Origin of the sequence: Psychrosphaera sp. F3M07 (assembly GCF_018860345.1) — a bacterium.
In the GTDB taxonomy this organism is placed as follows: Bacteria; Pseudomonadota; Gammaproteobacteria; order Enterobacterales; family Alteromonadaceae; genus Psychrosphaera; species Psychrosphaera aquimarina.
On sequence record NZ_JAHKPJ010000012.1, the window covers coordinates 193,234 to 215,581 of the forward strand.

At 36.8% G+C, this 22,348-nt stretch carries 14 protein-coding genes; all 14 read right to left on the bottom strand.

The window, feature by feature from the left end; translation table 11 throughout:
• Positions 1–56: 56 nt before the first annotated feature.
• Positions 57–404, bottom strand: coding sequence for a flagellar hook-basal body complex protein FliE (fliE, locus tag KO505_RS05945; protein WP_216054532.1), 348 nt, complete (start codon positions 402–404; stop codon positions 57–59).
• Positions 405–628: 224 nt separating this feature from the next.
• On the bottom strand, positions 629–2,008 hold the full coding sequence (locus tag KO505_RS05950; RefSeq protein WP_216054533.1) for a sigma-54 dependent transcriptional regulator: 1,380 nt from the start codon (positions 2,006–2,008) through the stop codon (positions 629–631).
• The gene (locus KO505_RS05955) at positions 2,005–3,234 is read right to left on the bottom strand and encodes a PAS domain-containing sensor histidine kinase (RefSeq protein ID WP_252731658.1); all 1,230 of its coding nucleotides are present in this window, start codon (positions 3,232–3,234) and stop codon (positions 2,005–2,007) included. The genes KO505_RS05950 and KO505_RS05955 overlap by 4 nt, the downstream gene beginning before the upstream one ends.
• Positions 3,235–3,498: 264 nt before the next feature.
• On the bottom strand, positions 3,499–5,103 hold the full coding sequence (gene bcsG / locus KO505_RS05960) for a cellulose biosynthesis protein BcsG (RefSeq protein ID WP_216054534.1): 1,605 nt from the start codon (positions 5,101–5,103) through the stop codon (positions 3,499–3,501).
• A 165-nt stretch (positions 5,104–5,268) separates the two neighbouring features.
• Positions 5,269–6,816: a BcsE family c-di-GMP-binding protein gene (locus KO505_RS05965; protein ID WP_216054535.1), complete on the bottom strand. Its 1,548-nt coding sequence runs from the start codon at positions 6,814–6,816 to the stop codon at positions 5,269–5,271.
• 87 nt (positions 6,817–6,903) lie between these two features.
• A complete protein-coding gene (locus KO505_RS05970) occupies positions 6,904–10,752 on the bottom strand; it encodes a cellulose synthase subunit BcsC-related outer membrane protein (RefSeq protein WP_216054536.1) in 3,849 nt (1,282 codons plus the stop codon).
• A complete protein-coding gene (gene bcsZ / locus KO505_RS05975) occupies positions 10,742–11,854 on the bottom strand; it encodes a cellulose synthase complex periplasmic endoglucanase BcsZ (protein ID WP_216054537.1) in 1,113 nt (370 codons plus the stop codon). The genes KO505_RS05970 and bcsZ overlap by 11 nt, the downstream gene beginning before the upstream one ends.
• Positions 11,854–14,478, bottom strand: a complete 2,625-nt coding sequence (bcsB, locus tag KO505_RS05980; protein WP_216054538.1) for a cellulose biosynthesis cyclic di-GMP-binding regulatory protein BcsB — start codon at positions 14,476–14,478, stop codon at positions 11,854–11,856. The genes bcsZ and bcsB overlap by 1 nt, the downstream gene beginning before the upstream one ends.
• Positions 14,479–14,568: 90 nt before the next feature.
• Complete coding sequence (gene bcsA / locus KO505_RS05985) at positions 14,569–17,208, bottom strand: UDP-forming cellulose synthase catalytic subunit (RefSeq protein ID WP_252731659.1); 2,640 nt, start codon at positions 17,206–17,208, stop codon at positions 14,569–14,571.
• Positions 17,209–17,211: 3 nt separating this feature from the next.
• On the bottom strand, positions 17,212–17,967 hold the full coding sequence (locus KO505_RS05990) for a cellulose synthase operon protein YhjQ/BcsQ (RefSeq protein ID WP_216054539.1): 756 nt from the start codon (positions 17,965–17,967) through the stop codon (positions 17,212–17,214).
• 34 nt (positions 17,968–18,001) lie between these two features.
• A complete protein-coding gene (locus KO505_RS05995; protein ID WP_216054540.1) occupies positions 18,002–18,175 on the bottom strand; it encodes a hypothetical protein in 174 nt (57 codons plus the stop codon).
• A 113-nt stretch (positions 18,176–18,288) separates the two neighbouring features.
• Entirely contained in the window at positions 18,289–19,767 is a 1,479-nt protein-coding gene (locus tag KO505_RS06000) for a sigma-54-dependent Fis family transcriptional regulator (RefSeq protein ID WP_216054541.1), read from the bottom strand.
• A 133-nt stretch (positions 19,768–19,900) separates the two neighbouring features.
• Positions 19,901–20,233, bottom strand: coding sequence for a DUF3392 domain-containing protein (locus tag KO505_RS06005; protein WP_216054542.1), 333 nt, complete (start codon positions 20,231–20,233; stop codon positions 19,901–19,903).
• On the bottom strand, positions 20,233–22,266 hold the full coding sequence (ligA, locus tag KO505_RS06010) for an NAD-dependent DNA ligase LigA (protein WP_216054543.1): 2,034 nt from the start codon (positions 22,264–22,266) through the stop codon (positions 20,233–20,235). Before ligA ends, KO505_RS06005 begins: the two co-directional genes overlap by 1 nt.
• Positions 22,267–22,348 lie beyond the last annotated feature (82 nt).

Consider the following 22,348-nt stretch of genomic DNA (forward strand, 5'->3'; position numbering starts at 1 on the left):
TTGATTCGTCAGCCACTTTAGATACCTTTATTTGAAACTGTTAATTCGATGACCAATTAAACTGGCATGCTCATTATTTGTTTGTAAGCTTCTACTAATTTATTTCTAACCTGAACCGTCGCTTCAAAAGCAATGCCGGCTTTATTTGATGCTATAACCGTTTCCGCTAGGGTAACTGAACGATCGCCCATTTCTAACGCGGTTTTTAATTCACCCGACTTAGCTTGGATATCGTTAACGTTGTTTATGGCTTGTTCTAATAACTGGCCAAAATTTGAAGAGGATGTGTTGTTAACCTGTTGAGGATTCACTTCCATGTTAGGACGTATAGCAGGAGCAGAACCAGAAACTTGATTCGCCATTGCTTGCAGTTCTGAATATAAATTATTAGCTTGAATGTTCATAAATAAAATCCTCTTAAAGACACGATTCGCCTTAAACTAAGCTGGATTTTGCAGATATAATGCCAGTTTTTAACCCGTTGTTTTTAAAGGGTTTTATTAAAAATTTTGACGTATTTGGGGAATGACAAAAATTTGACTTGAACAAATGGAGCAGAAACAGCAAAGCCCTATGTGATGATAAAATCGCATAGGGCGTTAGCCGATTTGGACTAAAACGTTCTGAATTAAGCCGGAACTTCTATACCTAGCTCACGCATCTTAGCTAATTTATAACGTAACGTTCTTGGACTAATTCCTAGTTTTTCCGCTACATCTTTGCGTTTACCTCGGCACGCTAATAACGCATCTAATATAAGTCGATTCTCTTGATCTCGTATTTCCATCTTAAAATCAGGTGACTCTTCTAATTCTGGCGCTATCTGTGGTGCCGCTTCTGTTAATAAATCTGCTTTAATACCTGCAGCGATATTATCGATAGCAAACTCTTCTAATAAGATATGTTCCACTTCAATTTTATCGTCAACACACAATATCAAGGCACGTTGGATCACATTGTCTAGTTCTCGTACGTTACCAGGCCATGAGTGATTCAATAGTTTCGCTTTTGCTGCGGCTGAAAAATCAGGGATCTCTCGTCCCATCTCAACACAATGGCGGCTTAATAAATAAAATGCGATTGGTGTAATGTCATCTTTTCGTTGTGCTAATGGCAACCAACGTATTGGGAATACATTAAGACGATAATATAAATCTTCTCTGAACTTACCTTCACGTACCGCAGACATTAAATCACGGTTAGATGTCGCTAAGACACGAACATCAAGTTTAATGGTTTTACGACTGCCTAAACGTTCCACTTCACGTTCTTGTAATACCCGTAATAACTTGGCTTGTAGATTCATATCCATTTCGGTTATTTCATCTAACAATATGGTGCCGTGTTGGGCTTGTTCAAACTTACCTGGGCATGCTTGTATTGCGCCAGTGAACGCCCCTTTTTCATAACCAAATAAGGTTGCTTCCAACATGTTGTCTGGAATAGCGGCACAGTTAATCGCGATGAAATCATGATCAGAACGATTGGATTGGTCGTGTATATAACGTGCCATTACCTCTTTACCCGCACCACTTGGTCCGGTGATCATCACACTTGCGTCTGATAAAGCGACTTTGGCCGCTAATTTTAATAATTCTTTACTTTTTTGATCAGCAACTATCGGAGTATGTCGCTCGACTTGTTTAACTGGCGCATAACGCCCCACCATATTTAACAACACTTCTGGCGCAAAAGGTTTGGCCATATAATCAATCGCACCATATTTCATTGCTTCCACAGCGTGATCGATTGTGGCATATGCCGTCATTAATAAAAATGGCGTATTGGGATACAACTTACGAACCGACTTTAATAAATCCAGTCCACTCAATCCGCCCATTTGGACATCTGAAATAATAATATCAATAACTTTTTGTTTTAATAACACTAACGCAGATTCAGCTGAATCAGCTTCAACTACTGAATAACCTGCAATAGATAAAGTATCGACAAGAGCTTCTCTAAGACCTGAATCGTCCTCAACTACTAATATTTGTGATTGACTCATGCTACGTTCTCCTGTGCTTCATTCTCTAACGCACTATTGTTGTCTTCTGTTTGGCTAGTTAGTTTGATTGGTAGATACAAATTAAATATTGCACCGCCCTCTTTTTTATTAATCACTTCGACGCGTCCTTGGTGTGCTTGTGCGACTGTTTTAACAACAGACAACCCAAGTCCAGTTCCTTGTGAGCGAGTGGTAAAAAATGGTTCGAATATTTTTTCCATTTGTTCTGGTTTAATACCAGGGCCATTATCTTCAACGGAAATACAAACTTGATTAGGTATTTGATTAATACGCCTTGCTGATAAATGTATATCAACGCCTTTACCAATTACTTGCACAGCATTATGTACTAAGTTTGTAATGGCACTGGCAAGGCTGGTTTTGTTAGCTAAAATGCAAATATCTGGTTCTGGTAATTCGACACTAAAGTCACCATTTTGAGCGACTAACGCTTCTGAACTTTGATAAACATCCGCTAAAAGCTGTTGCATAGACACTTGTTCTAATACTTGATTCTCGCCACTTTTGGCGAACATCAACATGTCATTTACTTGCTTTTCTAAGTCGACCAAACGCGATGTCAATTTACCGACAAAGGTTTTGCGTTTATCGGTTGGTAATCTTGAATTAGATAAATTAGCTGCATATAACATAGCCGCTGACAGAGGCGTCCTAATCTGATGAGCTAAACTCGCCACCATACGTCCCAATGCCGATACACGCTGTAAATGACTAATTCTATCTTGTAATTTTCTGGTTTCCGTTAAATCTGTCATAACAATCAGTTGACCAGACTGAAGTGGCATTATATCTAACTTAACTCGACGTCCATCATATAACGACACTTCGTGCCCATCATCGCTTCTTGGTTTAAATGAACGAGTGATAATTGTGCGCCACTTCTCACCTTCCAGTGGCACACCTAATAATTCTATTGCGACTTTATTCGCTTGGGAGACTTGACCTTTATTGTCGAGCACTACAACCCCATTTGGTAATACGTCGACCAAATGACTGAGTTCCTCATTACGTTTACGTAATAAGTTTATCTCGTTGGATTTACCGTCCTTAGTTTTGGATTGACGGAATACCTGATGCGAAGCGCCAAAGGAGCTTTCACTATCATGGTTAAAACCTAATTCCATCATCGGAGTAAACGAAGCCAATTTTAAAGGTGAATCGACTAACGATTTATCTGATATAACTGCGGTAATACTTGCTGACATAATACTGTCTCTTTCCGGTCTAATACAGACTGATTAAAACAATCTTTATGCCAACTTTTATTTTCAATAAAATCAGTCAGTTAAGAGCTTGTTTTAATAAAACAAACCAATAACAAAAAATTGACAACCTTAGTTTTTAAACCATAAAACAAGCCCGAACATTGCGCCATTAACCACCATAATGTGCATTGGTTCAGGCACAAAAAAACGAGCTAATTAGCTCGTTTTTGTTCACCCTATTTATCGAGTATTTAATACTTAATCTTAGTTGTCATTACCGTATTGGATCCAATCTTCCTCACCTATCTTCATTTGATACGTACCATTGTGTCTTATTACCGTAGCGCTATCATTTTCAGAAACCGGCTCTGTTGTTGGCAAACTATTAATAATGGCAGATAGAGTTGATGTAGGCTCGCCAAACATATCTTTTTCAACAACTTGTTGGACAAGTTTTGAAATAGCTAAATAACTCGTAGGGGAACTAACATTCAACGTTTGTTCTTTACCTTTAGGCATTCCGAACAGCTTAACGCCCACAGGAACATGAGTGATATTATAACTTGGAAATTCACGCATTCCAGCCAATTGTAAATTATCGCCTTTAATACCCGCGCCATGTTCAGGAACCAAAACAACCATCACTTTTCGACCAGACTGTTCAATTTTTTCAAATAAATAATTAATGTCATTTAACAAGGTTAACAGTCTTGGATGGAAATTTTCTAAACTGTTTAACCTAGATTGATTGCCCAGTATTTTATTACCATCGTGCAAACTAACCGTGTTATATAATGTTGCGCTTGGTTTACTGTCTGTTTTTGCTAACCATTGGTCGAATAAAGAACGGTCAGAATAGATTGGAGAACCGTCAAACGACTTCTGAATCAAAGGAGATTGCGGATCTAGTTGATTTGGGACATTCCAGCCCCCTTCTTTTCTAATATACTGTTCAAAATTATCAAACTTACCATCATGATTCATAAGTAAGTTTTGACCAAAACCTAGTTTAGCTAAATTATTAAATAGGTAACATTGATTGTCTGCTGGCGAATATAACTGTGAATGCGTTCGTTGGCCACAACTCGCCCTAAGTAGGCGTATCGCAGCTGGACCACTATAAGAGGTCGCAGTATTAAACTGCTGAAACATAATATCGAACTTATCAAATAATATATGCGTATCTAATCCAGTATGTTTTAAGTCATCCCAAGACAAAGAACATACATTTAAAAACAGCAATTCAAACGGTTGATTCATAGTGACATTGTCGTAACCAATTTTACGCTTAGCTTCGTAACTAAAAAACTGTTGTAAATGTTCGTCAGGGCTATTTGACGACTGTGTATTCGTATTGTTAGTGGTATTTTGCGCACGAACGATTTGTGTCTTTGTATCCGCTTCTGGTTGGTAGTACTGAATAAACAAGAAGTATGCAAATAAACCTATGGTTATACTGGTGAACTTGATCCAGTTTTTAAAATAGTAATAACAAACAACCACAACAAAAAAAGCGGCCACTAATTCAAAATTGAAAAAACGTGTGGATAACTCAAATAAATAACTAATATCAAAATTAGCCAGGTTTTTAATCTGTATGATTAATTTGTCAAAGCTCGGTAACCAAGAATCATAATATAAAAGCGATATTCCCATTGGGATAACAACCACTTGACGCAGTTTATATAAAAAGTGCGTCTGAAACGGTGCGATGATAAATAATAAAAATGCGATATTTTCCAAAAAATGAAAATTAATGGAATGCGTGGCAAATAAATACAACTTTAATAAAAAGTATAAATTCCATACACCTAGCTCAGAAAATAAGATAATTGAAGGCGTTTTTTGTTCAGACTCTGGTGGGACCATGTTAATTATTTATCTCCAGCATAAGGTTTTAGTAATTTGGGTGTTAAAAGATAATAGATACGACTTCGTTTGAGCTTTGCCCATAACCTTTTGATTACCAAACCTACCAATATCCCGCATATTAAAATGCTAAAGGTTAATATAATGAAATTTTCAAAACTCATGTTATTTCAACTTTAAGTTGGCCGGAACGGCGACGTTTATTTCAAAGTAATCCATTTTATCAGAACGCATATTTTCCATCTTTTCTTTATGTTCCGTGAACTCAACTATTCTACTATGAAAATCAACCACAGGGTTATTTTCAATGTATTCGTGCAATTTCATAATTTGTAATGCGACGGCGTCCTGTGTTACATAACGTTTACCAGAACTGAAAATCAACAATGGTTCCGCGCCTAATATATGGGTTAACGTAATGTTAATGTCTTCATCTCGACAGCCAAATAAATAGATATATACAAAGTTGTCTATTATGCAATAGATATCACCGTGACGATGAAATTTGGCATATTTAATCGTATCCATCGCAGCAATGCCAGAAGGGATTTTCAGTATAACTAACGAACTACTTATGCCATATTTTATAGAACTGTGGCTTAATTTATCTAGTTCAGCTTTAAATGCTTTAGGGGATAAATATCCCATCTGAGAAGGCATTAATTCTTCATCATAGATGTCGTAAAAGTCAGCGGTTAAATCACCAACAAATACCAAATTTTCAGTAGCACTAATAATGTTTGTTAAGGTGTTAATTTGAATTTTACGAGGCAAAATTAAATTTGCGCCTAAACACCTTAAAATATTCTGTTCTGTCATTCGTAAATAGACATTCACTTCTAACACAATAACTTTTAAGTTCTCACCAGCAAGCTGTCGTAATTTATATATTTTCTTTGCTAAATCTTTTAACGAAATAGAGTTTAAGCCATGAATAATTACTGTGGCCGATGGATTCTCTTTGACCAATCTAAACAGATCATCTTGATCTTTGGCCAATTCCCATGAGCGGTTTAATATCACACCAATTTCAGTATGATTTTCGTCAACGATGACATTCGACTTCTCAAATTGCTCCGTCGCAAAGTTTATATTATCTGACTTAGTTAACGCGACTCTGCCGTTCAGATTTTGAACTCGATAATTTTGATTTACCACACAACCTGTTTCTGTATACCAAATGTCTATTTGTAACATGTTAGGGTCAATTTCACCCTCAAACTTCATTACACCATAGAAATCAGTACGATGTTCAGTTAACAGTGTTTGTACATTTGAGCCTTTATCGCCTTCACTAAATAACAAGACAATCGATACATTTTGTTTTTTAGCAAAATGTCTTAACTCAGTAATAAGCTGTTCATTATTTTTATTTGACCCTAATAATTGATCAGAAGCATCAATATAAAGAGCCCCATTTTTAATTCCAAGCTGGCTAAACTCAATAACTAAACGACTGATCTTTTTTGACAACTTAACTAAGCTTTTTTGCTCAACAGTAATAATATCTATCTGTTTATCGTTATACTTTTCAACAACATTAGGGTAATCCACAGCCACGTTACGAAACGTTAATAACGTATTATTATTGCCTGTAATATGGCTCATCAACAAATCAAACCAACTACTAGACTGCACAGTAATGCAATATACTCTGCCTTTTTCCAGCGCATTTATTAAAGGTGGTAAGCCCGTTATATTTAAATCAGACATGTAAAAACAGACCCTATAACTAAAGTAGTGCTTTGTGTTAAATCAATTAACAAAGATAAGGTGTTTACCAACACATTATTTATCATTTTAATAATCCATATAAATAGACACAGGATCTGGCCGTCTATTGGCCGGTTGAAGATTTGGTTCAAAATAATATTTTAGGTAAAAGTAGAGGCTATTGGGTGAGAAAAACTCTGACTTTTGAATCGTTAAATTTGTACCAAATATCCAGTGATTGGTTAACTTATATTCTATCATTGCATTCGCCGAATAACCTTGGCCTTTAGTATCCCCACCACTAAAACTATCCGAACTTACTAAGTCAAAAGCCGCTTGATATTCAGGGTGATTTGGATAAAACATAGTTTCATCATCACCTGACTCTGACCGAGAAATAGATAAATCAACTTGATAAGTAAAGTCCCCCAAACGTCCATAAAAATTAAGTGGGATTGAAGCCGCCATATATTTTTGCGGGCTATAATACCCACCCTGGCCTAAAGTAAATTGACTTAGATCGTCTTGGTATTGCCAAGTAAATAAATTTAAACCTATGCTAGCCGTTAACCAATCACGATTAAACCAATCTAAATACACGCCCCCCATGGCACGGGTGCGTTGATTTGATTTAATTTCAGTACCCGTAATAGCGCCTGCATCCGCTAACGCCCAAATTCCCCAGCCTGTGCCTTGATCATAACTTAACGACATACCCATATTATATAAACTGACTCCTCCCCAAATAATGGAAGAATTTGGATCTTCGGTTCCGGAATAACTCAATAAAGAACTGGTAACCGGACGTTTACTAGCCCCTATAGACCAACCAATATTCCAAATACTATTGTTATAGTTAATGCCACCAACCCAATCAACAAGTTCAAAACCTATGGGTTTAGTTCCAATATCAGCAATAAAGGATTCATTTTCAAATCCTAACGCAATTGAAAAACCGCTGCGCTTTTGTTCTAACAATAAATTATCACAAGGGTCATCACACAAAGCAATGGTGCCAAACGTATCGTTTGTTGGATCTCTAACATCCAAAACGCCAGCATTTAATACGGTTGGATCAATCTTAATATACCATTCGCCCATACCTAACCATGCGTTATCCATTGGAGCTGCATACGTTAAGCTTAATACAGACAAATCATATTCCGATGACCCTTGTCCTCCAGACTTTGAATACTGCTTAACGCCTAATTCTAAACGTTGATTCTGTTTTTCACTGTGTTCACGTACCGCAGTTTGAAACCGGTTAACTAACCATGAGCCCTGATTGACTTCTATTTTACTAATGCGCTCATTGGAATTCATTAAGTCATAATATTCTTGTATTTTTTGTTTTTGTAAATGACTTAAATCACTCGTTTCGGTTTGTTGAATTAATTCATCGCCAGTAGTAAAAGGTCGGACGTCGAACTCGTTAGGATCACCAATATCTGTCATCAACGCAGTGTAGTAGCCTTTTTTCATTAAACTGTTGGCGTCTTCATTTAGTTCTGGCAATCGATAATAAAGTCGATAAGCAAAATCATAACCGACAGGATTAAAAGGATACATTTGAATAAACGGAATTAAATAGTCATCCTTAAATACTTGTTCAGAAATGTCTAACGTATCTTGATGATCTTCATATAGCGAAAATAATTGATAAAATCGATACGATTGAGAAGGCTCTAGCTTTACTAAATGCGACAGCGCCTCCCACATTTTTATTGGTTCTTGATTAACTTCAGCAATTCGTAAGTTATCCGCCCAAACATCCGCAAGATTAGGGTAGTCAGAGGTTTGACGGTCCAATAGTTTTGTTAACTTATTGTCTAACTGAGCCGGCAAATCACCTTGCTCAAGCAAGTCTAGAGATAAATCAGCTAAATCCAAGTTGTTGTCTAATGAACGATTAACCTCAGCATACACTTGGATTAACGTGTCGATGGCTTGGTCGGTTTGTTTAGTTATTAGCTGAACTTGGGCAAGTCGTAATAATACATCAACCCGTTGAATCACTTCAGAACCTAAATTTGAATCGGCTAATGCCGATGCCAACAGCACAGTTTGTTCTAAGAATCCATACTGCAACATTTTTTGCTGGATCTTAGACATATACACTAGGTTACTGCTGTACTTGTCTGAAGCTTTTAGCAATAAAGATAAACGGTTGTGTTGAGTTGCTTCATCGACTTTCATCATGGCTAATGCAAACTCGTAGTCAGAAATGTCATTGAGTACACTGTCTGTACGCGACTCTAACGGGATACTTTTGAGGACGTTAATGGCACGATCATACATATCTAAACTAGCAAGAATTAAACTGTGTGAGTACTTTACTTCCACCTTATCAGATATCGGTTGGTATAAATTTAACGCTTTAGATACGTCTCCTTGCGATATATATAACCTTGCTAAATCATACGTTACCCATGGATGCATTTGCACTATCTGTAAACCAGAAAGTAATAAGGCTTCAGCGTCTTGTTCATTCCCTTCTAACAACCGAGCATCGGCCTTTTCTCTTATTCGAGCTATCAATAAGGCATGGTAATCACTCAGTAATACATTGGTCTGTTGCAGTGAAAGACCAGATACCCAAGTATCCATATTTAATTTGCCATAATGATTTAGTTTAAACTCCATTATGGTAACGAGAACCTGGCGACTTAAAGGGTCTAATGCTAAAAGCGATAAATATAGTTGCTCTGCAATAATAAGGTCGCCGAGTGTTTCATGTAATCTACCGTCTAATAAAATATGATAGTTACTTTCGTCTTCAAATTTATATAACTCATTTATTTTATCTTGTGCCGATTCAAAGTTTTGCTCGACGATGTCTCGTTCTACTTGCTCAATTAACGCCCAGTACTCTGTTGTTCGGATCAATGAAACACATACAGACGGCGTAGGCACAAAGAGTTCAATACAACGATTAAAAGCCGCAATGGCTCCATTAAAATCTTTTTTCCTGAACAACAACCGACCTTCAGATATGACCACAACTTGGTCATTAGCGTATTTCGTTTTAGCTGTTTCTAGCGCCAAAGATATTTCTGGCAAAGGATCATCGTTATCCAACATAATTGGCAGTTTTATTTTTGCTCTGTAGGCTGGATCACGCATTAAAATATTATGTTGCTTGATTGCATCTAAACCGTCTTGATAATGGTAAGTGATCCAAGTGTCATTTGGAAAACGCTCTAAATAATCCAAGAAACCTTTTTTATTACTTTCTGTTACTTCAGTATTCAGCAGCCCATATTGCCATAATCGTTTGGCCTCGAATTGCCATACGGTATTAAACGTCAATAAATACAACTCTTGATAAATTGCTAACTTATTTAATCCAGCTCTTAAGGAGTATTTAAAATACGCTAATTTTATTCGAGTATTAGCGGGATATTGTTTGCTAAGTTTTTCCAACTTATACAAAACCGTTGGTTCCAGCTCTGGCTGTACTTCAGTAATGATGTCCCAATACTCTAACGCTAAAGAATAATGAGGGTCTTTAGATTGGAATAATCCATCGTATTTATCTAAGGCTTGTTTATAGAGTTTACGGGTATTAAGTAGCCTGGCTTCAGATAATACTTCACGGTTATTTTGGTAAATATTAAGCAGTTGCAACAAAACATTATATTCATCGACGGATAACCGTGTTTTTATTTTTAATAAGGAAACTCTGGCTTCCTCAAAACGAGCTGACTCAGCCAAAAAACGAATGTTTTCTTGAAGATATATAAGGTTATTAGGCGCAACTTTACTAATTTTACTTAAGGTTTTTTCTGCTTGAAACAGGTTACGTTGTCCCATCTGAAATGACAGTTGTTCCAACAAAACGTTTACGCCTTGTTCGTTACTTTTTGCCGGATGTGTATTCATTAATAAAAGACAAAAAACGACACTCAATACCCAATGCATATGATTAATTTTCATTTTTCCAACTTACCGTCAATGCACCTGTATCAGTAAACGCAAAACGTTTTTCTGCCCAGCCTAAACCAAATAAGGCTAAAACACTTTGATAATAACTATTCGAATTTAAAAGGTTAGCCTTTTCTATTTTAGCCATAATGGTTTGTGTTAATTGTGGGTATTCTAATCGACTGACCAAAGGGAGGAAGCTAATATCAAACCCTATATTTCCAATATTGTTATACGCAAGCATATTAATATCAATCGACTCTGGAACGCCCTGTAATTTATTCACAAAACCAACGGATTTAGCAAAATGGGATTTGAACAATGGCCAATGTTCACTTTCATCAGACAACATGCCCGCCCATAAATATACCCTAATGGCATTATAACTTCCGTTCGAGGCTTGATTAAAGCTATTAGTTGATAAGTCATAATGAATCCAATCAGGGGCAAAACCTCGGGGAGAGCTTTCCATGGTTAATAACAACGACGTTTGTTGAAGACTGCGCCAACGTTTATCTTCTAAATAGAATGCAAAATAATCCATCAATTGCATCGGCACATAACTGGGATTGAGTTTAATACTCCGCTTGTTATTCACAAAGCCAGATACCCCAGGCAATAAAAAATGACCTACATCTGCAACAAAATATACTTCATTTTGCAATATCGCTATAGCAAGCTGATCCGCTAAACGTGCATATTCTGGTTTACCCCAAAGACGGCTTGCTTCATACAAACAATACAATATCCATAAATCTGAGTCTGATGCAGAATTTTGATCTAATACATTACCGCGGCCAAGCTTATTCTTACCCCACTGCCATGCAGGTAAGTTGGTCGCCAAGTTTCCCTTTGATAAATGTTGTTCCGTCCAATTTAATAACTGGTCAAATAATTCAGGCTGGTTATTTACCAGAGCAAAAAAAAGTGCGTATGACTGCCCTTCGGAGGTCGTAATATTTTTGCCGCCATAAGGATCATTTACCCTACCTGACTCGGTAATAAATTGCGTTTGAAAAAACTGCCACAGAGGCCAGTTTTTATCAGCCTCTTCTGAGCATACAGACAAACTTAAAATGAGAGTAAATCCCATTAGTAAGCCTCTGAATTTCATTAATGATCACCATGAACACGTTTATACGATACAAATCTAAGAACACGCCACGCTATCATTGCAACCAAAAAGACCGAGAACAATACAATCGCTAACATCAAATTAGGTCTTTGCGCTAATTGATATCGAGTGAACGCCCAAATTGGCAATTCACCGGTGTAATACTTCTCGCCTACGGTATTATGAACAATCTTGTTTTCATGGAAAATAACCGTAGAGCCTCTTAGTAAATATAACTTACCTTGGTCTTGAAATACTTCCGATACCAAGTCTAATCCAGATTTACGAGAAGCCATGATAGATAATACTGAGCGACCTGATGTGGCTGGTGACTCAAACTCTGACATGATTGCAATGTTGCCCCAGTTTTCATTTTCAAAAGACACAAACACTTCATCTTCTTTAGTGTCTATAAATTGCCTTTCTTGTTGATGGCTGTCTTTAAACAAATCTTGAGTTAACGCTAACCTATGACTATTACGTTTAATTAACGCATTTAAACCATCATCTATTGAGTTGGATTCTTCGGTAAAAGAATTTATATAAATAATATCTTTGTTGTTTAACTCAACCTTAAGGTCTGATTTAGAAATCTGTGCTTTTGTTGCTGGATAACCTGTTATCGCAGAAAAGCGCGCAAACATCGTTAATGTCAGCTCTAACTCTTCTTCTGAAAATTTATTAGGCAGTATAACCAAGGTTTCAGAAAGGTCTGCCATTCGCGTGAAAGGCAAACCAGAATAAGCTAAAGAAGCCATATTGGGCATTTCTGCATAATGTTCAAAGCCACTAAAGTCTAAAGTTGAATTTGAATCTATTTGAACAAATTTTTGTGACGGCTCATTTAAACAAGCACGTTGATCGTCTTTTATAATGAAATCAAATTCCATTAGATTTTGAATACCCAACTGAAAACTTGGCAACATGAGCTCAGAGTTCATGCTAAATAACTCTTTCGCAAACGGCATCCTAATACGAGAACCGCCTTCCCAAATACCATCACCTTCTGTCAACTTAAAAGATTCAACCAATGAATTATTAATTTTCACATTTAGCATTGAAATATCTGGTTTTGCCGGTGGTGTATAGCGATAATTTAAGTCCACTGGTACGCCACGAGTTTCCCAAATAAACAAATCAGCTGGAATATGCATATTGACTCGAATCGGAGCTAAATAAGCCCCTTGTCGTTTTAATTCATTTTCATCATTCACAAATTCGCTAAATTTCATTGGGCGTTCATTATTGACCCATAATGGCGCTTGATAAGGTAATAATTTTTTAGAGTAATCAATTTTGCTAATATGTGCGGCTTGCCCAGATAAATTATTATGCCCAATCGCCACACCTTCTGCGGCCGTTTTTAACTGCTCAGCATCTTTACCTAATACTAATAATAGTTTGTAATCTTTGTATAACGGGTGATTCGCCATAACAACCGTAGGCTGGTTGATGTTAGGATAATCCTTCAAAAAATAGGGTTTATTGTCATTGGTAGCAAACACTATAGCGTGTGATTTTGGTAACTTATCAAATAAAACATCAAACTGATTACCGCGCCACTCCGCTTGCACGCCTAACCAACCTGCCATTTTTGTCGCGGCACTTACAAATTCAGTGTCTGTCGTTTTAGGAAAAATAAATGTTGCTAACTGCTTCGACATTTGTCTGGCATCTATAAAAGGAACCGGCAATAACGACAAGTCATTTTGCAGAGGCAGCTGATGTTCATTTAACACTATGTTACTTGTGGATAATAATTCAAACCAAAGCCCTAAATGACCAGGATCAAAACATTGACCATTCATCGTTTCATAATATCCAAGTAACTCAAATTTAACGTTATTAAATTCACGGAAGCGGTAACTCGGCAAAACGATCTGTTTCTGTACTATTTTACCAGCCTGTTTGGGGTCAACCGTGATCACGCCGGCCACTTCGTCATTTAAATAGATTTTTACTTGAGATTGACCTGTTACCATAGTCGGTGAATAGATAAATTCTAAATTTAATGTTGCTTGCTCTACCACCCGATCTAAACGAGTACCAAAAGAAAAGTCCACACTGCTTTTGTTACCATTTAATTTTAAAGGTTGTTGATTTACTAAGTCACTCAATCGGAAGGTAGAATTAATTTTTTCTTTTAGTTGTGCATTTTGTTGATTAACGTTGTCAGTTAAGTGAGGTAATAACATTTTTCGCTTATGCACACTTTTCGCCCAATTGGCGAAGTAATTCTTATCCAACCACTGTTGTATGCTCAAGCTATCTTGAGAGTCGCTTGTATCTAATTCCGTACCTAAGCCTTTAATAAACCCTTCAACTTCCGTTAACGTGAGATCTTTGCCATCACTGGTTAACTGCACTTCATTAGACTGTTTTATATAAGTAGGTGTTGAAATTGGAACCCATTCAACTGAAGAGAAGTAACCATTAACCACTAACCAGCGATCGTCATCCACGTCTGCAGTGAACAGCATATCTTGCGGCCAATTTCCAATTAGGTTTTCATTCTTTTTTGAAAAAAGCTCAACCGTGTCGGTAGTTACAAAAATAGAGCTCGATATGACGTTAAAAGATAACAAGCCACAAAAGAACATCAAAAATATATGTTTCAATCTCATTAAAATTCAGCCTTACACTGCAAAAACAACAATTTCAAAAAAGTTGGGGGAAAAAAACATTTTACCTATAGATAACTGACAAACCAAGTGTTAACTATTGGTTAACCTTGGGGATTTTGGCAGGAACGACAAAAGATATAGTCCTATGTGATATAAAGGTTTCATATTATCCTTTATATAACTATGTAGATAAAAAAATAAACTAGCGTAACCTTTCATGCCTATTTTAAAAATACTTACTAATCGGCTGCTAATTATTTCTTTATCCCGATTCATTGAGTGAATTTCCCATGCATCAGCTCGGGAAAAGGTAACTTGAATTAATTTTCTTAAGCTATCCATTGATTCATCATCAAACTTCACCCCTAGTTTGTTATTCGATACAAATTTAACGGTAGTTTCAAATGAATGGATAATTTCATCTCTACGTAATACTACGGTAATTTTGTCCTCTAACTTAAACCTAATATCATCAGTCGAAACAACCTCTAAACCAATGCCCGATTCTGAATAGTCATTCATGATTGCTTCATAGACAAACCCTTCTTTGGTATAGATAGCAAAAGGTAATTTATATTGAATTCTATGTGCAATACGAACCTGTTTAGATTCAGTAATTATTGCCATTACACCACCAAGTACCATTAAATTATAAACGGTCCAAATCATGTTCATGATAATCGTACTTATTTCACTTTCAGGACCAAAACCTATTCGCCAAACACCAAAAGTAAGACCTAAGATGTTTAGTGCAATCAAAATTAAATATGGGACACCTATTCCCCAGTCAAAGTAATCCTTATCGACTATTCCGCCTTTTTCGGTGACATTAAATTTACCTTTTCCAGGATTGATCAATGCAATTAATGTTGGCCTGAATATGTACCAAGCAAGCACGGACTCATATAACTCAGCCCAAAATGTGTTTCGGTATTGCCCTTGGTGTCGGCTATTGGTTAGGTTAGCTAAAAATATTGCTGGAACGACATATAAAAATATAGTTTCAACCGGTGCGTAGATTATATATGTGTGCAATAAAAGAAAGGTTAACGGGGCTGTTAAGAACACTAACCTAGGCAAACCATAGAAAAAATGCAACATCGCATTGCTGTAACAAATGCGCTGCATAAACGACAAACCTCGGCCTAATAACGGGTTGTCGACTCTAAAAATTTGCAACATACCTCTGGCCCAGCGAATTCGCTGACCGATATGTGCAGATATACTTTCCGTTGCTAATCCGGCAGCCTGTTTTAAATTAACATAAGATGAGTCATAACCAAGGCGATGAAGTTTTAAAGCCGTATGAGCATCTTCGGTGACGGTTTCCGTTGCTATACCGCCTACTTCTTCTAGCGGTTCACGTCTTAACACTGCACATGAACCGCAGAAAAACGTCGCGTTCCATAAATCATTGCCATCTTGAATTTGACCGTAAAATAACTCACCTTCATTAGGCTCTTCATTAAATACATCCAAGTTCCGTTCAAATGGATCTGGAGAGAAAAAGTGATGCGGGGTTTGTACTAAAGCCAAATTTTTGTTCTTAATAAAACCACCCATCGTCATTTGTAAAAACGAGCGAACCGGAACATGGTCACAGTCAAAAATGGCAACAAATTCACCCTTGGTTTTAGTTAAAGCGTGATTTAAATTTCCGGCTTTGGCAAAAGAATTATCTGGTCGAGTCATATAATTAATATTATTTTGCTCACAAAATGTCTTTATGTTTTCTCTCTTGCCATCATCTAATACAAACACATTCAATTTGTCATGCGGCCAATCAATATTTTGTGCTGCAAATACCGTCGGTATTAATACTTTTAGAGGTTCGTTGTAGGTTGGTACAAAAATATCAACGGATGGCCATTGTTCATGATCTTTAGGTAACTGCACTATTCGACGCTGTAACGGCCATGCAGTTTGTATATACCCCATTACCAGCACTAACCAAGTGTAGATTTCAGCCGCTAACAAGCCCAAGCCTAATACAAAACCAATGCCATCATCGATATTTAATGACGTTGTCATGCGCCACCAAATATATCGGCTGGACATTAATATAGACAACATCATCATGATCAATGTGGCTAAACGCCCGGGTGTAGACCTTAACCACAGTGCAACCACCCAAAGTACCAATGAAAAAATAAGCTGATTTAAAGGTTCAAACGGCACGACAATCGCCCAAACACTTAGTCCAAGCATGAGCAAAATTAATGTAATTCTTAACCATTTGAATCGTAAGAACCTAATTTTTCTGTCATTTCTTGCTTGAGAAGTATTTTTTTCATTTAACTTCGCAACAAGTTCTCGACCCGGATTTATAAATGAAGTTCTGAAAAAGGCAACGACAGACTTAGTCGCACTGATTTTGGCATTATTTTGCTGGATTATGATTCGTTTCTTTCGCTGTGAATCAGTAAAAAACAGTAATAAAAAAATAGACTGAATGGTTATTCGCAATAAATCAGGAATGGTAAATTTGATAAATTTAATATGTGGGTATTTAGAACAAATATTTTGAAAGAAAATACTTAAACTGTACTTTTTAACGCGCTCTCCCAAAAAAAGCCAATTAAACAACCAAAGAGCAATGATGAATGGTTTATAAACAAGGGAACATTGTGTTTTTCTTAATTCACTTTTAATGAGTAAAAGCGTTTCAACCACGTTTTCATACGGGTATTTAAAAATGGAATTCCAAGTTAAGCGAAGAATCGTACTCAAACATTACACTCCGTTTTCATCAAACAAAGAAGCATTTAATCTCATTGCCAAATGATAGAAGTCTTTAGATGACTTATAAAACTCGTTTAAGTCTACCACGGTCGTATTTTGCGCTAATGCTTGATGAATAAATTCATCTTCAAATATGACCCCTAACAATTTCAATTGAATTAAGTCTGTTGAAATTAAGGTTCTAATGTCAGACTCTAATTTATTTTCTGGATTATATCGATTAATGACAAACAGATCTTGATCGGTTGTTGTTCTAAATTTAGTTGAAAGCTTTGAGTAACTTGATACTTCACATGTCCCCACCGTTAGTTTCAAATCAAAATCTAAATTAAAATAACAATCGGACATCGATGAATAAGAGGGATAATCAACTAAAACTATGGTTTTTTTTGACTCAAAATCTATTTGATTAAGTACATCGTTAAAATAGTTAGGATCTAAGGAATTAAGCGAGTTTAAGTCTGTATGAGGAACTTGACCAAATGGGAAAAATACGGTCTCGTTTTTATCGGAAAATGCACTGTTAAGCCAAGGGGTATTTTCAATTAAACTTTTGTGAAAACCTTCAAACCTATCTAACCCCATCCCGAAGTGCAATCGTAAATCATTATTTTTACAGAAGTCGAACACCAACACATTGAAACCAACTTTTGTTAATGCAACTGCTAAGTTAGATGTTATTGTTGTACAGCCAACACCTCCCTTAATACCTTGCACAACGACCAGCTTAAAATCTTTTTTTGCCATTGTGTTATTAAATGCTCTTTGAAATAAAGATTAATTATAACAGTTCTGTTTGCGTTAGTAACATCCAGTTTGCTTTAATATCTTGACAATTTTTTTTCTGGTTAATTTCAGAGTATGAAATATTACCAACAATATGTTTTCTTTCTTGTAAGTTTTTAATATCTTGCGACATAACCACTTCATTTGCTGTTAACTCATTGATACGCATAATAACCTTACATTTATATGAAATACTTAAAGTTTTATCCCTAAGTGTCCATTATTATTCAAGTTACATACCAATGACATAGGGATTCCCCCTACATTTCAACTATTTAACTTTTAGTCATCTTTATTGAGGTCATATTTACGCATTTTCTCAACTAATGTGGTGCGCCTTAAGTTCAATTGTTCCGCCGCTCTGGCCACCACATAATCTGTACTTTGCAAAGCTTGTTCTATTAAATTCACTTCTAACTCAGCCAAAAATTCTTTTAAATCAATCCCTTCTGTAGGAAGCATCATTGACGTTGGATCCGCCACCATAGTACCTGACATAGTAAAATCATCTGTACCATCATCATCTGGGTCATTATGGTCTGCAAACATATCAATTAATGCTTGGCGTTCCATGATTTCGTCTGGGTATTCCGGAATAAAAGGCAAGTCATCTGTATATCGATATTTTTGCGGTAGATCATGAACGTCCACCATTTGGTTTGGAAACATAATTAATAAACGTTCGACTAAGTTTCCAAGTTCACGAACATTACCAGGCCACTGGTGCTGTTTTAAAGACTCTAGTGCCCTTTCCGTCAAATTAAACTTAGCTTTATGCTCTCGTTCAAAACGATGTGTAAACTCTTGTACTAACAATTCTAAATCGTCAGCTCTTTGACACAATGAAGGTGATTCAATTGGGAATACATTTAAACGGTAGAATAAGTCTTCACGAAACTTACCTTCTTCAATCATGTCTTCTAAGTTTCTATGCGTTGCGGCAACAACTCGAACATCGGCTTTAATAGCTTTGGTTCCACCAACTCTTTCATACGTTCGTTCTTGTAAAACTCGTAATAATTTCACTTGCATTTGCAGTGGCATATCACCAATTTCGTCTAAAAATAACGTCCCACCTTGCGCTAACTCAAATCGGCCTTTACGAGAAGATATTGCGCCGGTAAACGCCCCTTTTTCATGACCAAACAGTTCACTTTCTAATAACTCTGCCGGTATTGCGCCACAGTTAACTGGCACAAATGGGCCTCCAACACGGCCTGATAATAAATGTACATTCCTCGCAATCACTTCTTTACCTGTACCTGACTCACCGAGGATCAGTACATTGGCTTCTTTATTGGCGACTTGATTAATCAAAAAACGAATTTGGTTCATTGGTTCCGTACTGCCAATTAAACCTTCAAATTTGTTACCTTGATTTGCGTTAGGTGCCTTTGGCATTAAACGTTTGTATTCTTGGCAATCGCGTATTTGTTGTGTAATGACGGGATATAGGAAAGGTTCGCTTAGGATCCCTAAGACGTTTTTTTGCTCAAATAAGTATTTTAATGTATCACCCAATAATAAGAATGGGATAGCCGGTTGTGACTTAACAATAGACTCATGCTCACCACTTGATAATGCACCTAATATGCAACAAGTCACTACGTCTTCAGGAATGCATTTACTGGCAAAATTAGACTCAGTAACCACTTCACATTGTTCTCCAATGAATACTAAAAGACCAGCCATAAGGTTAGCTCTTCGTTCATTCTCATCCAATATTAAGATGTTGTGCACCGCTGGTATTTGTTGTGTCATGATTTAATTCAGGCTATTTACTTTTTATTATCAATCAATTGTAACCAGACTGATCTGAGTTGCAAGTGTTAAAAAGCATAATTCGCCTGAAAATTGACGGTTCGCCTTTATTTTGACAATTTAATTCGACCGTTTATATTTGTCTTTTACGCTCAGCGTAAACGCCCAAAGCAATAAAGCAGCCGATGACTGTAATCGCTAAATACATGGAAGAGAGTGCTGCAAGTTGGGTTTTGAGTATGTTAGTTAACAATACTGTTAATGCACCATAACCAAAGGTACAAACAAATATAAAGATTGTGGTACGCACTACAAAGTTGGCTGAACTTATCTGTCTTTTTAAATATCGATTGATATCACCACCTGTGATCACTAATAAAGAAGCCACTAGAGCGAGAGCTATATCATTATTATAAGGTCTTAGCATACCGCCAATTTGAGTCAACAAATCATAAACAAAAGACATTAAACACTGACTCCATGTTGTTTAAATAACTCCAACATATCCTGTTCCGTTAATACCGGCACCCCTAAATCTTGTGCTTTGGTTAACTTAGAACCTGATTTTTCACCTGCAATTAAAAAGTGAGTTTTCGCAGACACGCTACCTGCAACTTTGGCCCCTAAAGATACTAAAGCATTTTTAGCTTCAGTGCGTCCCATCTCACTCAAAGAGCCCGTTAACACATAGGTTAATCCCAACAAGGGTAGTTCAGACTCTTGTTTTTTCTCAATAATTGGCCAATGAACTCCGTGTTCAATTAATTGTTCAATAACGTCTAGATTGTGTGATTCTTTAAAAAAGGCCAACAGATGGTTTGCCACTATGCCGCCCACATCTGAGACAGTGATCAAACTGTCATAATCTGCGTTTTTTATGTTTTCAAGTGTTTGATAATGATTTGCTAAATTAAGCGCCGTTGCTTCACCCACTTCACGAATACCTAACGAATATAAAAATTTAGGCAGTGTTGTTGATTTAGAGTCTTGTAACGCTTGAACTAAATTTTGTGCTGACTTAGGCCCCATTCGTTCTAAGTTAGATATTTGTTGTTCGGTTAACACAAACAGATCAGCAGGAGATTGAATTAATTGTTCATCTACTAGCTGTTCAACGATTTTATCCCCTAAGCCGTCAACATCAAACGCTTTACGGGAAGCAAAATGTTTGATGGCTTCCTTACGTTGTGCGCCACAGAACAGACCAGCTGTGCATCGAGTAACAGCTTCACCTTCTGGTTTTTCAACTTGAGAATCACACACAGGACAAGTAGTTGGAAATTCGATGATTTTCGCATCAGCAGGGCGTTTATCTAACACCACAGATACAATCTGAGGGATAACATCACCTGCACGACGAATGATCACTGTGTCACCTATCATAATGCCCAAACGCTCTATTTCTTCAGCATTGTGTAACGTTGCATTGGAAACCGTTACTCCACCAACAAAGACAGGTTGTACTTTCGCGACAGGGGTAATTGCGCCGGTTCTACCCACTTGAAACTCCACATCGTTTAACACAGTTAACTCTTCTTGCGCAGGGAATTTATACGCTATTGCCCACCTTGGCGCTCGGGCAACAAAGCCTAACTCGTCCTGCAAATCTATGTCATTTACTTTTAATACCGTGCCATCAATTTCATAATTTAACGATGCGCGTTTTTCGCTTATGTTTTTATAAAAGTCGAGTACACCATCAATACCTTGTGCTACCGTAATTTCAGGACAAACTGGTAAACCAAAAGACTTCACTTGTTGCAATCGATCGTAATGGCTTTCGGCTAACTCAAATTCGTCAGAGACCACACCTAAACCATAGGCATAAAAAGCCAAGGGTCTAGCTGCGCTAATTTTTGAATCGAGCTGTCGTAAACTACCAGCAGCCCCATTACGAGGGTTAACCATAGGTTTAGTGCCATTTTCTATGGCTTGTTGATTAAAGGCGTGAAAACCATCTAACAACATAAATACTTCACCTCGGATCTCTACTCGTTCTGGGAAGTTATCGCCAATCAAAGATAATGGAATGCTTTTAATGGTTTTCACATTTTCTGTTATATTTTCACCAACGGCACCATCACCACGAGTAGCGGCTCTAACTAATTTGCCATTCTCATATAAAATACTCACCGCTAAACCATCTAGTTTAGGCTCACAACAAAATTCAAAATCTTGATCGGTTTTTAGACGGTCATTAATGCGTTTATGAAATGCGACAAACTCATCTTCAGCCATCGCATTGTCTAACGACAGCATTGGTACTTCATGCGTTACTTGGTCAAATTTATTTAACGCAACCCCTCCTACCTTTTGAGTCGGTGACTGTGGACTTAATAAATGAGGATGTTCAGCTTCTAACGCCTGTAATTCACGAAATACCCTATCGTATTCAGCATCTGGAATGGTTGGATTATCTAAAACATAATATTGATAATTATAGGTATTTAATAAAGAGATAAGCTCTGTTATACGAAGAGAAATAGGGTCTGTAGACATGTATGATGATCCCAAAAGAGAATGCAAACTATTTAATATGGGGAGTATAAAGAAACTTAGTCAAATATTGAAACTGAACATG